At 64.9% G+C, this 12804-nt stretch carries 11 protein-coding genes; 5 read left to right on the forward strand and 6 right to left on the reverse strand.

Going from position 1 to position 12804, the window contains the following annotated elements; translation table 11 throughout:
- The first annotated feature begins 22 nt into the window (after positions 1-22).
- The 5 genes from IVA79_RS29720 to IVA79_RS29740 all read left to right on the forward strand — a co-directional run bounded on the left by IVA79_RS29720 (position 23) and on the right by IVA79_RS29740 (position 5313).
- Positions 23-1393, forward strand: a complete 1371-nt coding sequence (locus tag IVA79_RS29720) for a peptidoglycan DD-metalloendopeptidase family protein (protein WP_247559792.1) — start codon at positions 23-25, stop codon at positions 1391-1393.
- A complete protein-coding gene (locus IVA79_RS29725) occupies positions 1390-2748 on the forward strand; it encodes a S41 family peptidase (protein ID WP_247559794.1) in 1359 nt (452 codons plus the stop codon). The genes IVA79_RS29720 and IVA79_RS29725 overlap by 4 nt, the downstream gene beginning before the upstream one ends.
- A 190-nt stretch (positions 2749-2938) precedes the next feature.
- A complete protein-coding gene (locus IVA79_RS29730) occupies positions 2939-4168 on the forward strand; it encodes a divergent polysaccharide deacetylase family protein (protein WP_247559796.1) in 1230 nt (409 codons plus the stop codon).
- 75 nt (positions 4169-4243) lie between these two features.
- Positions 4244-4750, forward strand: coding sequence for an RNA pyrophosphohydrolase (locus IVA79_RS29735; protein WP_247559798.1), 507 nt, complete (start codon positions 4244-4246; stop codon positions 4748-4750).
- Positions 4751-4812: 62 nt separating this feature from the next.
- The gene (locus tag IVA79_RS29740) at positions 4813-5313 is read left to right on the forward strand and encodes an RNA pyrophosphohydrolase (RefSeq protein WP_247559800.1); all 501 of its coding nucleotides are present in this window, start codon (positions 4813-4815) and stop codon (positions 5311-5313) included.
- A 176-nt stretch (positions 5314-5489) separates the two neighbouring features.
- Here IVA79_RS29740 and IVA79_RS29745 read toward each other — a convergent pair whose 3' ends face one another.
- The 6 genes from IVA79_RS29745 to IVA79_RS29770 all read right to left on the reverse strand — a co-directional run bounded on the left by IVA79_RS29745 (position 5490) and on the right by IVA79_RS29770 (position 12436).
- Complete coding sequence (locus tag IVA79_RS29745; RefSeq protein WP_247559802.1) at positions 5490-7157, reverse strand: adenylate/guanylate cyclase domain-containing protein; 1668 nt, start codon at positions 7155-7157, stop codon at positions 5490-5492.
- Between the two features lie 163 nt (positions 7158-7320).
- The gene (locus IVA79_RS29750; RefSeq protein ID WP_247559804.1) at positions 7321-7728 is read right to left on the reverse strand and encodes a F0F1 ATP synthase subunit epsilon; all 408 of its coding nucleotides are present in this window, start codon (positions 7726-7728) and stop codon (positions 7321-7323) included.
- A gap of 87 nt (positions 7729-7815) precedes the next feature.
- Positions 7816-9249: a F0F1 ATP synthase subunit beta gene (atpD, locus tag IVA79_RS29755; RefSeq protein WP_247559805.1), complete on the reverse strand. Its 1434-nt coding sequence runs from the start codon at positions 9247-9249 to the stop codon at positions 7816-7818.
- Positions 9250-9332: 83 nt separating this feature from the next.
- A complete protein-coding gene (locus IVA79_RS29760; RefSeq protein WP_247559807.1) occupies positions 9333-10205 on the reverse strand; it encodes a F0F1 ATP synthase subunit gamma in 873 nt (290 codons plus the stop codon).
- Between the two features lie 141 nt (positions 10206-10346).
- The gene (atpA, locus tag IVA79_RS29765) at positions 10347-11876 is read right to left on the reverse strand and encodes a F0F1 ATP synthase subunit alpha (RefSeq protein ID WP_209969353.1); all 1530 of its coding nucleotides are present in this window, start codon (positions 11874-11876) and stop codon (positions 10347-10349) included.
- On the reverse strand, positions 11876-12436 hold the full coding sequence (locus IVA79_RS29770; RefSeq protein ID WP_247559809.1) for a F0F1 ATP synthase subunit delta: 561 nt from the start codon (positions 12434-12436) through the stop codon (positions 11876-11878). Before IVA79_RS29770 ends, atpA begins: the two co-directional genes overlap by 1 nt.
- Between the last annotated feature and the right edge of the window lie 368 nt (positions 12437-12804).

A 12804-nucleotide genomic window follows, 5' to 3' on the forward strand; every position in this document is an offset into this window, starting at 1 on the left:
AACGAGCACCTTTGCCGACACGATGCGAGCGCCGCTCCTCAACCTGTTGCTGATCGGAAGCGTTGCCGGCGCAAGCCTCGCGCAAGCGTACATAAGCCTCGCGCAAGCTCAGACGGCAAATCCGGCGCCGCAGACCGCAGCCGTCTCGCCCGATGCCATCAAGCAGCGCGAGCAGGAGCTGGAAGCCGCCCGCGCCAGGCAGAAGAGCGCGGAGGAAGCACAGGCCAAGCTCAAGGCCGAGATCACCGCGCTCGGCCAGGACCGCACCCAGCTCAACCAGCAGCTGATCGACACCGCCGCCAATGTGCGCAGCGTCGAGACCAAGATCGACGCCACCGAAGCGCGGCTGCGAAACCTGAACGGCCGCGAGCAGGAGATGCGCAATTCGCTGGATTCGCGCCGCGCCGATATCGTCGAAGTGCTGGCGGCATTGCAGCGGGCCGGGCGGCGGACGCCGCCGGCGCTCTTGGTGCGGCCCGAAGATGCGCTGCAATCGCTGCGCACCGCGATGCTGCTCGGCGCCGTGGTGCCGGAGTTGCGCGGCCGCGCCGAAAAGATCGCAAGCGAGCTCGGCGAGCTGATAGCCTTGCGCAAGACCATCGCCACCGAGCGCGACCAGCTCGCCTCTGACCACGACCGGGTCCGCAGCGACCAGACCCGGCTCACCGCCCTTGTCGACGAGCGGCAACGCCAACAGGCGGCGCGCGAGAAGGATCTCGACGCCGAGAACTCGCGCGCGATCATGCTCTCAAAGCAGGTCGGTGATCTCCAGGGGCTGATCACCAAGATGGAGCAGGACCTGCAGAGCGCCGCCAAGGCAGCCGAGAAGGCCGCCGAGGCCGCCAGGCAGGCCGAGGCCAAGGAGGCCAAGGCAGCAGCGGCAAACGCGGCCGCCAGCGCCAAGTCCGGCCCGGCTGCGTTCAAGGATCGCTCCCGGACCACCCCCGCCATCGCCTTCGCCTCGGCCAAGGGTCTCCTGCCGCTTCCGGTTAACGGTAACAAGATCAGGGATTTTGGCGGTTCCGACGGGGTCGGCGGGGTCCAGAAGGGCATTTCGCTGGCGACCAAGCCCGGCTCCCAGGTCACAACGCCGTGTGACGGCTGGGTGGTCTATTCCGGCCCCTTCCGCAGCTATGGACAACTCTTGATCCTCAATGCCGGGGGCGGGTATCATGTCCTGATCGCCGGGATGGAGCGCATTTCGGTCAACATCGGACAGTTTGTGCTCACGGGGGAGCCGGTCGCGACCATGGGGTCGACCTCTCAGGTCGCTTCCATTCTCGCGACGAACGCGAGTCAACCTGTGCTGTATGTCGAGTTCCGTAAGGACGGCACTCCAATCGATCCAGGCCCATGGTGGGCCGCAAATGAAGGCGAGAAGGTTCGCGGATGATGCGCAAGACTTCAGTAATCCTCCTCAGCGCAGCTACCGGTGCGGCGCTGACGCTGTTCGTGACGCAGCCGCGCGCGGTGTTCATGGGCTCGAGCGCGCGAGCTGCCACCGCGGACACCTATCGCCAGCTCAATCTGTTCGGCGACGTCTTCGAACGCGTGCGCTCCGACTATGTCGAGAAGCCCGACGACACCAAGCTGATCGAATCCGCCATCAGCGGCATGCTCACCGGTCTCGATCCGCATTCGAGCTACATGGACGCCAAGAGCTTCCGCGACATGCAGGTGCAGACCCGCGGTGAGTTCGGCGGCCTCGGCATCGAGGTCACGATGGAGGACGGCCTCATCAAGGTGGTCTCGCCGATCGACGACACGCCGGCCTCGCGCGCCGGTGTCATGGCCAACGACATCATCACCAATCTCGACGACGAGGCGGTGCAGGGCCTGACCCTGAACCAGGCGGTCGAGAAGATGCGCGGCCCTGTCAACACCAAGATCAAGCTCAAGATCATCCGCAAGGGCCAGGACAATCCGATCGACGTCACCCTGGTGCGCGACAACATCCGCGTCCGCTCGGTGCGCGCACGTGTCGAGCAGGACGACATCGGCTATATCCGCATCACCACGTTCAACGAGCAGACCACCGAAGGCCTGAAGCGCGAGGTCGCCAACCTCTCGAATCAGATCGGCGACAAGCTCAAAGGCTACGTCATCGACCTCCGCAACAATCCGGGCGGCCTGCTCGAGGAAGCTGTCACCGTCTCGGACTCGTTCCTGGAGAAGGGCGAGATCGTGTCGACCCGCGGCCGCAATGCCGAGGAGACCCAACGCCGCACCGCGCATTCGGGCGACCTCACCAAGGGCAAGCCGGTCATCGTGCTGGTCAATGGCGGCTCGGCTTCGGCGTCGGAAATCGTCGCCGGCGCGCTGCAGGACCACAAGCGCGCGACCATCGTCGGCACGCGCTCGTTCGGCAAGGGCTCGGTGCAGACCATCATTCCGCTCGGAAGCGGCAACGGCGCGCTGCGCCTGACCACGGCGCGCTATTACACGCCGTCGGGCAAGTCGATCCAGGCCAAGGGCATCGTGCCCGACATCGAGGTGCTGCAGGACGTGCCGGACGAGCTGAAGGCGCGCACCGACACCAAGGGCGAAGCTTCGCTGCGCGGCCATCTCAAGAACGACGGCGACGAGAAGACCGGCTCGCAGTCCTACGTCCCGCCGGACGCCAAGGACGACAAGGCGCTCAAGCTCGCCGACGATTTGCTCCATGGCATCAAGAACAGCGCCTCCGCCGCGCCCACCCCTGGCGGCGACAACAAGGCCGCCGCCGACAAGCCCAAGGCGGCGAACTAGGTCTTTTCAAGCCAGCTCTTGTCAAGTCAGGTCTTGTCAAGTCAGGTCTTGGCACCACGCGATCCAACACAAAGGGCGGCTCCTCGAGCCGCCCTTTTTGCTTGGAACCCCTGGCATCCCCGGCCTATCCCGGCCTGCCGCCGCTTGACCCCGGCGTGGTATCGTCATTGGCAGTGATTCGGGATCGCGCATGACTGAAACGGCCGATGATCTGAGCGCCCCGCTCGGACAGGACAAGCCGCGCCGGAAACGCCGGCTGCGGCTGCCGTTCACGGCTATGCAGCTGCTTGCCGTCCTGCTCGGCCTGTTCCTCGCCGCCTTTGCCGGCTTCGCCATCTTGAACAAGGATCCGCTCGGCGGCGAGCCGATGACGCGGATCGCGATCAACCCGGCGGACAAGGCACCGGACGAGAAGCCCGTCGCCGCAGGCCATGGCTCCGAAACCAAGCCAGAGGGCAAGCACGAGACCAACGAAGCGCCGAAGCAGGCCGCTCCCGGCGAGCAGAAGACCGTCACCATGATCGACGGCTCCACCGGCGCCCGCCACGACGTGGTCATCGGTGCCGGCGAAGCCGCCGACAAGGCCGATGCTTCAGCATCAGCGCCGCCTCCCGTCATGGCCGGGATCAATCCAAAACTGCTAGAGAAGTCACGCTACGGCATGATCCCGGTGGTCGCCGGCGACTTGAAGCCATTCAACGTCTACGCGGCAGACGCCGACCGCGCCAAGGCCGCCAAGATGCCGGTGGTCGCCATCGTGATCGGCGGCCTCGGCGTCGGCGCCGCCAAGACCACCGATGCCATCATGAAGCTGCCGGCAGCGGTGACGCTGGCCTTCACGCCCTACGGCGCCGATCCCGGCAAGCTCGCCGAGCGGGCCCGGGCGCAGCGCCACGAGATCTTCCTGCAGGTCCCGATGGAGCCCTACGACTTCCCCGACAACGATCCGGGACCGCAGACGCTGCTGACCTCGCTCAGCGCCGACCAGAACACGGACCGCCTGTACTGGCATTTGAGCCGGATGCAGGGCTATGCCGGCATCACCAATTTCATGGGCGCCCGCTTCATCGCGACGGAGCCGGCGATGCAGCCGATCATCCGCGAGGCGGCCAGGCGCGGCCTCGGCTTCTTCGACGACGGCTCCTCGCCCCGCAGCATCGCGCCCCAGGCTGCAGCGAACCAGACCATGCCGTTCGGCAAGGGCGACATCGCGATCGACGCGGTGCCGACGGCGACCGAGATCGACCGCGCCCTGAACAAGCTCGAATCGGCGGCACGCGAGCGCGGCGCGGCTGTCGGCACGGCTTCCGCCCTGCCCGTCTCGATCGAGCGCATCGGCGCCTGGACCAAGACATTGGGCGACCGGGGTATTCTTCTGGTGCCATTGACAACCGTGATGCTGAAATCAAAATCCAGCTAAATCAACGAATTGGTACGGCACGGGTCCCCGCGGCCACTTCGTGCCTTACCGACAGCATGCGAGAGGTCTGGCGGAATGGCGCGTTACGAGGATCTGCCCTACCGGACCTGCGTCGGCGTGATGCTGATCAACACGAAGGGCCTGGTGTTCATCGGCCGCCGCGCCGGCGGCATCGAGCATGTCGACGACACCCATGTCTGGCAGATGCCGCAAGGCGGCGTCGATCCCGGCGAAGACACCTGGGAGGCCGCCAAGCGCGAGCTCTATGAGGAGACCAGCGTGCGCTCGGTCGAGCGGCTCGGTGAGGTCCCGGACTGGCTCACTTACGACATTCCGCGCACGGTCGCCGGGCGCGCCTGGAAGGGCCGCTATCGCGGCCAGCGCCAGAAATGGTACGCGGTGCGCTTCACCGGCAAGGACAGCGAGATCAACGTCGAGAAGCCCGGTGGCGGCGGCCACAAGGCCGAGTTCGTCAGCTGGCGCTGGGAGCCGATGCAGAATCTGACCGGGCTGATCATTCCCTTCAAGCGCCCGGTCTATGAGCGCGTGGTGCAGGAATTTTCCGCGCTGGCGAATGAATGAATCAAATTGTCGCTCCGGGTTGATGCTAAGGCATCTCCGGAATGACGATGAGAGATGCCCGCGTGACCAATGAAAAGCCCTACCGCCCCAACGTGGGCATTGCCCTCTTCAATGCCGATGGCCGCGTGCTGATCGGCCACCGCTTCAAGGGCGACGGCCCCGAGATCATTTTGCCGGGGCTCGACTGGCAGATGCCGCAGGGCGGCGTCGACGAGGGCGAGAACTTACGCGACGCCGCGATGCGCGAGCTCTGGGAGGAGACCAGCGTCGTCAGCGCCGACTATCTTGGCGAGACCGACTGGTTGACCTACGAATTCCCGCCCTATGACGGCCCGCAGACGCATCGCCTAGCGAAATTCCGCGGCCAGCGTCAGAAATGGTTCGCGCTGCGCTTCACCGGCAAGGATGACGAGATCGACCCGCTGACGCCGCGCAACGACCAGCCGGCGGAGTTCGACGCCTGGCGCTGGGAGCGCCTGGATCGTGTCGCCGACATCGTGGTGCCGTTCCGACGTGAGGTTTATCGCGCAGTGGCTGGGCAGTTTGCGGCCTTCGGAAACTGAAACCGCGAAAACAACCCCATGCACAGTAGAGTGGGGTTTGAAATGATTGGAGAATTTTTGTCGAGAATCTTCGCGTAAGGGACGCTCGCTCTCTCATTCCCTCTCCCTTGCGGGCCCTTGCGGGGAAGGGAACGCAGCATTTGCTGCGCGCCCGTCGGGCCTAATCTCAGCGCGCCCTAATTCATCGGTCCCACCGTGAACGGGCCGATGGCGATGACGTGGCAATCGCTGTCGCGCCTGGCGCAGTCGGCGAGTGCGGAATTGACGGCGGCCTGCTCGTCGGCGGCCTTGAGGCCGAGACCCGGCCGGCCGGCGGTGCCGACGGCAACCGCATTCCAGCCCACGGCATCGCCGAGCTTGCGCACCACTTCGCCGCGCGCATCGGCCACGATCGAGGCATTGGAGGCGGCATTGAAGAAGCCGGTGATCCTGAACAGCGTCGGGATCGGCACGACGAAATTGTCGTCGATCGCGACCACGAGGCACGCCACGCCGGCGATGGCGCCGCAGGATTCCAGCGACCGCCGTGCCGCATCCTCGGCGGATGAGGCGCCGAGCACCATGAAATATTGTCCGCCCGGCCCGAGCGCGACCGAGCGCGATTTCGCAGCCGGCACGAACATGTTCTCGAGCCGGACTTTTTGCGGCTCGCGCACGATCGGAAAGTCCTTTGAGGCGAACGCTCGCTCCGTCATGGCGTCATGCCGGAAATACGGCGATGGCGGCATCGGCGGCTTGCCGCGGCTGTAAACGACAGTGTTGCCGACCGCATAGAGCTCGCAGCGCCGCGGCGATTGCGCGGCGTCGGCGCGCTTCTGACATTGCTCGATCGCGGCGTTGCGCGCGGCCTCCTCGCTCGGCTGGTTCAGCGACGAGCCGGAGAAGCCGCCGACATTGAGCGCGAAGGCCTTGTAGTCGCCGGCCGTGGAATAGTCGCCGGCGAGGAAGCTGCGCACGCGCTCGTTGATGAAGGGCACGTTGTCGGCCGCAAGCTTGCCGGCCATCGGCGCGGCCGATGGCGACGGGGCAGGCATCGGGGCCATGGCAGCCCCGGCATTTTGCGGCGCCATCGGTGTCATCGGCGCCTTGGCAAGCTGGGTCGGCATTGGGCTCGGCGCCGCTGCATTTGCCGTCGGCGCGGCACTTGGTGTCACGGCCGGCGTCGGTGCGACACTGGCCGTCTGCTTGAGCTTGGTGTTGTAGAGAAAGCCAGTGACGCCGATGGCGACGATCGAGACCACCGCGACCACCAGCGGCCACATCCACACGGGGGCAGCGGCCAGCTTGGAGGCCGGCTTCTTCAGTTGCGGCTTGCTATAGGTCCCGTTCTCGCGCCGCATCGCCACCATGTAGGCATGCACGGGCGTCGGGATGTTCTTGACCTCCTGCGCGCCGATATCGGCGAACTGCACCGAGAGCTTGTTGGCGACCTGCTCGTGCACCGCACGAGAGACGCAGATGCCGCCGACCTCGGCGAGCCCCTCCAATCTTGCTGCGATATTGACGCCGTCGCCCAAGAGATCGCCGTTGCGCTCGACGACGTCGCCGATGGTGATACCGATGCGGAACGACATCTGCCGGCTCGGCGGATAGGCCATGTTGCGGGTCCGCAGGGATTCCTGGATGTCGATGGCGCAGCGCACCGCATCGACCGCGCTCGGGAATTCCGCCAGCACGGCATCGCCCGCCGTGTTGAAGATGCGCCCGCCGGCCCTGGCGATGAAGTCGTCGACGACCTCGCGATAGGAGGCCAGACGCCGCAGCGTCTCCTCCTCGTCTTCCGCGACCAGCCTCGAGTAACCGGCAATATCGGCCGCGAAAATCGCCGCGATCTTGCGTTTCATTTGCGCCAGCCCCAGGAACAAATCCGCGAGGGCAGAATGCCGCCATCGGCGGCGCGGTGCAACACAGTTTCAGCGCCCGCCACGGTGGTGACGAGCGCTGAACCTGTTCAGGAATTCCTTTGCAGGAATGTCTTATTCGAGCCCCGGAGCGGTGCCCCGGGGCTTAGTGCATAGCCGTGGAATTGAGCTGGTGCTGGATGCTCTTGAAGTGGTCGAGCCGCTCGATGGCCTGATCGAGCTCGCTGCCTTCGTGCTCCTTCAGATTCTCTTCCATCTCCGCGATCGTCTCGGCGAACTGCGTGCGATCGAGCTCGGCGAGCGACGTCGCGACGTCGGCGAGCACGGTCAGGCCGTTTTCGGAGACTTCGGCGAGACCGCCGAGCACGATGATCTTCTCGTGGCGGCCGCCGGTGGTGACGGTCAGAATGCCGGGCCGGATCGCAGCCACGACCGGTGCGTGACCCGCCAGCACGCCGAAATCACCCTCGACGCCGGGGATGTCGACCTGATCGACCTCGCCCGAGAAGGCGAGCTTTTCCGGAGAGACAAGATCGAAGTGGAAGGTGGCCATAAGAAACCTGCGAATGGTGAGTGGCGAATGGCGAGTGGTTGAAACAGGGAGCAGCTATTCGCCACTCCCTATTCGCTATTCGCCAGCTTAGGCGGCTTCCGCCGCCAGCTTCTTGCCCTTCTCGACGGCTTCTTCGATGGTGCCGACCATGTAGAAGGCCGCTTCCGGCAGGTGGTCGTACTTGCCTTCAACCAGGCCCTTGAAACCCTTGATGGTGTCGGCGAGGTCGACGAACTTGCCCGGCGAACCCGTGAAGATTTCGGCGACGAAGAACGGCTGCGACATGAAGCGCTCGACCTTGCGGGCGCGGGCCACGGTCAGCTTGTCCTCTTCCGAAAGCTCGTCCATGCCGAGAATGGCGATGATGTCCTGGAGTGCCTTGTAACGCTGCAGCACCTGCTGGACCTGACGGGCGACCGCGTAGTGCTCCTCGCCGACGACCAGCGGCGAGAGCATGCGCGAGGTCGAGTCGAGCGGGTCCACCGCCGGGTAGATGCCCTTTTCGGCGATCGAGCGCGACAGCGTGGTGGTCGCGTCAAGATGCGCGAACGAGGTCGCGGGCGCCGGGTCGGTCAAGTCGTCGGCCGGAACGTAGATCGCCTGCACCGAGGTGATCGAGCCCTTCTGCGTGGTGGTGATGCGCTCCTGCAGCGCGCCCATGTCGGTGGCGAGCGTCGGCTGATAACCCACCGCCGAAGGAATACGGCCGAGCAGCGCCGACACTTCCGAACCGGCCTGGGTGAAACGGAAGATGTTGTCGACGAAGAACAGCACGTCCTGGCCCTTGTCGCGGAAGTCTTCCGCGATGGTCAGACCCGTGAGCGCGACGCGGGCGCGGGCGCCCGGCGGCTCGTTCATCTGGCCGAACACCAGCGCGCATTTCGACTTCACGCCCTCGTCCGGCTTCTTCGGATCGGCGTTGACCTTGGACTCGATGAACTCATGATAGAGGTCGTTGCCCTCGCGGGTACGCTCTCCGACGCCGGCGAACACGGAGTAACCGCCATGCGCCTTCGCGACGTTGTTGATCAGCTCCTGAATCAGCACGGTCTTGCCGACGCCGGCGCCGCCGAACAGGCCGATCTTGCCGCCCTTGGCGTAGGGAGCCAGGAGATCGACGACCTTGATGCCGGTGACGAGAATTTCGGCCTCGGTCGACTGGTCGGTGTAGGTCGGCGCTTCCTGGTGAATCGCGCGCAGGCCGTCCGACTTGACGGGACCTGCTTCGTCGATCGGCTCGCCGATGACGTTGATGATGCGGCCGAGCGTGCCTTCACCGACGGGAACGCGGATCGGCGCGCCGGTGTCGGTCACTTCCTGGCCGCGGACCAGACCTTCGGTGGTGTCCATCGCGATGGTGCGGACGGTGGACTCGCCGAGATGCTGGGCGACTTCGAGCACCAGGCGGTTGCCGCCGTTCTTGGTCTCGAGCGAATTGAGAATGGCCGGGAGGTGGCCTTCGAACTGCACGTCGACGACGGCGCCGATGACCTGGGTGACGCGACCGACCTGGGCTGCCATTGAATGTCTCCTTCGATCCGAACTTCTAAACCGCGGTCAGTCTGACCGGGATGTTGCGTGTGATGGGTACTGAAGCGCCTTGGTCAGACGGCCTCGGCACCCGAGATGATTTCGATCAGTTCCTTGGTGATCTGCGCCTGACGCGTGCGGTTGTAGACCAGCGTCTGCTTGCGGATCATCTCACCGGCGTTGCGCGTCGCGTTGTCCATCGCGCTCATCTGCGCGCCGTAGAACGAGGCGTTGTTCTCGAGCAGCGCGCGGAAGATCTGGACCGCGAGGTTGCGCGGCAGAAGACGGGTGAGGATCTCGTCCTCTTCCGGCTCGTATTCGTAAGACGTCGTGTTGGCGGCACCGCCCTCCTCGACCACCAGCGGGATGATCTGCTGGGCGGTCGGGATCTGCGCGATCACCGAGCGGAAGCGCGAATAGAACAGCGTGCAGACGTCGAATTCACCGTTGTCGAAACGCGCCAGCACCTTCTTGGCGATGTCCTCGGCATTGACGAAGCCGAGCTGGCGGACGCTGCGCAGGTCCATGTGCTCGACGATCTGCTTGTCGAACTGGCGGCGGAGCTGCTCGTAACCCTTGCGGCCGACGCAGAAGAACTTCACGTCCTTGCCCTGCGCCATCAGCGCCAGGGCGCGCTCGCGGGCAAGACGCACGATCGAGGAGTTGAAGGCGCCGGACAGGCCGCGCTCGCCGGTGCAGACCAGCAGCAGGTGGACCTGGTCGCGGCCGGTGCCGGCCAGCAGAACCGGCGCGCCGGGCGAGCCCGCCGCGGCGCTGGCGATGTTGGAAATCACCGCGCTCATCTTGTCGGCATAGGGACGTGCAGCTTCCGCAGCGGTCTGCGCGCGGCGCAGCTTGGAGGCCGCGACCATCTGCATGGCCTTGGTGATCTTTTGCGTCGCCTTGGTGGAGGCGATGCGGACGCGCATGTCTTTAAGTGACGCCATTCTTCGTTCACCCCGGCAGTTCGACGCTACGTCGGACTGCTAGCCTGTCCCTACCGCAAAACCCGGCCGGGCGCCGGGCATGCACTTTATTGTTTGCCTCTCGCGAAGCGGTCGTGGCCGGACGATCCGGCCACGTCGCAATTACGCGAAGCTCTTCGCAAAGCCTTCGACCACCGACTTCAGCTTGGCAGCAGTGTCGTCGGAGAGATCGCGGCTGTCGCGGATCGTGTTGAGGATGTCGGCATTCTTGCCGCGCAGCAGCGAGAGCAGACCGTCCTCGAACGCGCGCACCTTGTTGACCGGAAGCGGATCGAGATAGCCGTTGGTGCCGGCCCAGATCACGCAGACCTGCTCTTCCATCTTCAGCGGCGAGAACTGCGGCTGCTTCAGCAGTTCGGTCAGGCGCGAACCGCGGTTGAGAAGGCGCTGGGTCGAGGCGTCGAGGTCGGAACCGAACTGTGCGAACGCCGCCATTTCGCGGTACTGCGCGAGCTCGCCCTTGATCTTGCCAGCGACCTTCTTGGTGGCCTTGGTCTGCGCCGACGAACCCACGCGCGACACCGACAGGCCGACGTTCACCGCGGGACGGATGCCCTGAAAGAACAGGTCGGTTTCCAGGAAGATCTGGCCGTCGGTGATCGAGATGACGTTGGTCGGGATGTAGGCCGACACGTCGTTGGCCTGCGTCTCGATGACAGGCAGCGCCGTCAGCGAGCCCGAGCCATGGTCCTTGCTGAGCTTCGCCGCGCGCTCGAGCAGGCGGGAGTGCAGATAGAACACGTCGCCCGGATAGGCCTCGCGGCCCGGCGGACGGCGCAGCAGCAGCGACATCTGGCGATAGGCGACGGCCTGCTTGGACAGATCGTCATAGATGATGACCGCGTGCATGCCGTTGTCGCGGAAGAATTCGCCCATGGTGCAGGCGGTGAACGGCGCGATGTACTGCATCGGCGCCGGATCCGAGGCGGTGGCGGCAACGACGATCGAGTATTCGAGCGCGCCCTGCTCTTCCAGCACCTTCACGAACTGGGCGACGGTCGAACGCTTCTGGCCGACCGCGACGTAGACGCAGTACAGCTTGATGTTCTCGTCCGGCTGCGCGTTGAGCGGCTTCTGGTTCAGGATGGTGTCGAGCGCGATCGCGGTCTTGCCGGTCTGGCGGTCGCCGATGATCAGCTCGCGCTGGCCGCGGCCGATCGGGATCAGGGCATCGATCGCCTTGAGGCCGGTCGCCATCGGCTCGCTCACCGACTTGCGCGGGATGATGCCGGGCGCCTTGACGTCGACGCGCATGCGCTTGTCGGCCTGGATCGGGCCCTTGCCGTCGATGGGATTGCCGAGCGCGTCGACGACGCGGCCGAGCAAGCCCTTGCCGACCGGCGCGTCCACGATGGCGCGGGTGCGCTTGACGGTCTGGCCTTCCTTGATCTCGCGGTCGGCGCCGAAAATAACGACACCGACGTTGTCGGTTTCGAGGTTCAGCGCCATGCCGCGGGTGCCGTTCTCGAACTCGACCATTTCACCGGCCTGGACGTTGTCCAGACCGTAGACGCGGGCGATACCGTCGCCGACGGACAGCACCTGTCCGACTTCGGAGACTTCAGCTTCCTGGCCGAAATTCTTGATCTGGTCCTTGAGGATCGCGGAAATTTCCGCGGCGCGGATGTCCATCAGCCTGCCTCTTTCATCGCGTGCTTGATCGAATTGAGTTTGGTGCGAAGCGAACCATCGATCATCCGGCTGCCCAGCTTGACGACGAGGCCACCGATGATCGCGGGATCGACTTTCACGTTCAGCGCGACGTCCTTGCCGGTCACCGACTTCAGGGCAACCTTGAGGGCGTCGAGATTCTTGTCAGAGAGCGCTTCCGCCACCGTCACGTCGGCCGTCGTCTCGCCCTTGAACTTGGCGACGAGGGCGCGATAGCCGCGGATGACGTCCGTCACCACGAACAGGCGGCGGTTGGCGGTCAGCACTTTGAGGAAATTGGCGGAGATGCCGGCGATACCGGCCTTGGCCAGCACGGCCGACAGGGCCCTGGACTGGGCGTCGGCCGCGAATACCGGGCTGCGGACGAGACGCTTCAGATCGGCGCTCTCGTTCAGCAAGGCCTCGAATTTGTCGAGATCGGCTTTGACCTCATCGACCACTTTCTGGTCGCGGGCCAGTTCAAACAAGGCCGTTGCATAACGGCCCGACACACCGGAAACGGACGTATCTTCTGCAGCCACAGACGCGCTCTTTTTGCTGTCAAACTCGCAAGGGAAAAACCGTCGCCACGAAGCGGCGCCTAGCGATCCAAGCCCTTGGAATTCAAGCGGGACTTCGATTTTCGACCAGCACGGGACGTGCCGGGCTCGTTAAAATCGCGGCTTTGCTAACATAGCAGGCGCGCAGGTGCAACATGACGCCAAATTAAAGGCACGAGGTTCTGTCGCCAGTTCGTCGCACGCCGCGATCCGTCGATGACGGCCTGATCCAACGATTGGATCAAGGATCGGATGACGACCTCCCGGCCACGGAATGTCACAGACCTCGCGGAGCCTCTTCCTCGTCTTGGTTCCCGCCCTCAGCGCATAGCGGCCATGAACACGGATCG

Source organism: Bradyrhizobium sp. 138, from assembly GCF_023074075.1.
Lineage (GTDB): Bacteria > Pseudomonadota > Alphaproteobacteria > Rhizobiales > Xanthobacteraceae > Bradyrhizobium.

Excerpts from the sequence above, each read along its gene's own strand:
- atpD (WP_247559805.1), bottom strand. The coding sequence starts at position 9,249 with ATGGCAGCCCAGGTCGGTCGCGTCACCCAGGTCATCGGCGCCGTCGTC.
- atpA (WP_209969353.1), bottom strand. The coding sequence starts at position 11,876 with ATGGACATCCGCGCCGCGGAAATTTCCGCGATCCTCAAGGACCAGATC.
- IVA79_RS29730 (WP_247559796.1), top strand. The coding sequence starts at position 2,939 with ATGACTGAAACGGCCGATGATCTGAGCGCCCCGCTCGGACAGGACAAG.
- IVA79_RS29750 (WP_247559804.1), bottom strand. The coding sequence starts at position 7,728 with ATGGCCACCTTCCACTTCGATCTTGTCTCTCCGGAAAAGCTCGCCTTC.
- IVA79_RS29725 (WP_247559794.1), top strand. The coding sequence starts at position 1,390 with ATGATGCGCAAGACTTCAGTAATCCTCCTCAGCGCAGCTACCGGTGCG.
- IVA79_RS29760 (WP_247559807.1), bottom strand. The coding sequence starts at position 10,205 with ATGGCGTCACTTAAAGACATGCGCGTCCGCATCGCCTCCACCAAGGCG.
- IVA79_RS29720 (WP_247559792.1), top strand. The coding sequence starts at position 23 with ATGCGAGCGCCGCTCCTCAACCTGTTGCTGATCGGAAGCGTTGCCGGC.
- IVA79_RS29735 (WP_247559798.1), top strand. The coding sequence starts at position 4,244 with ATGGCGCGTTACGAGGATCTGCCCTACCGGACCTGCGTCGGCGTGATG.
- IVA79_RS29745 (WP_247559802.1), bottom strand. The coding sequence starts at position 7,157 with ATGAAACGCAAGATCGCGGCGATTTTCGCGGCCGATATTGCCGGTTAC.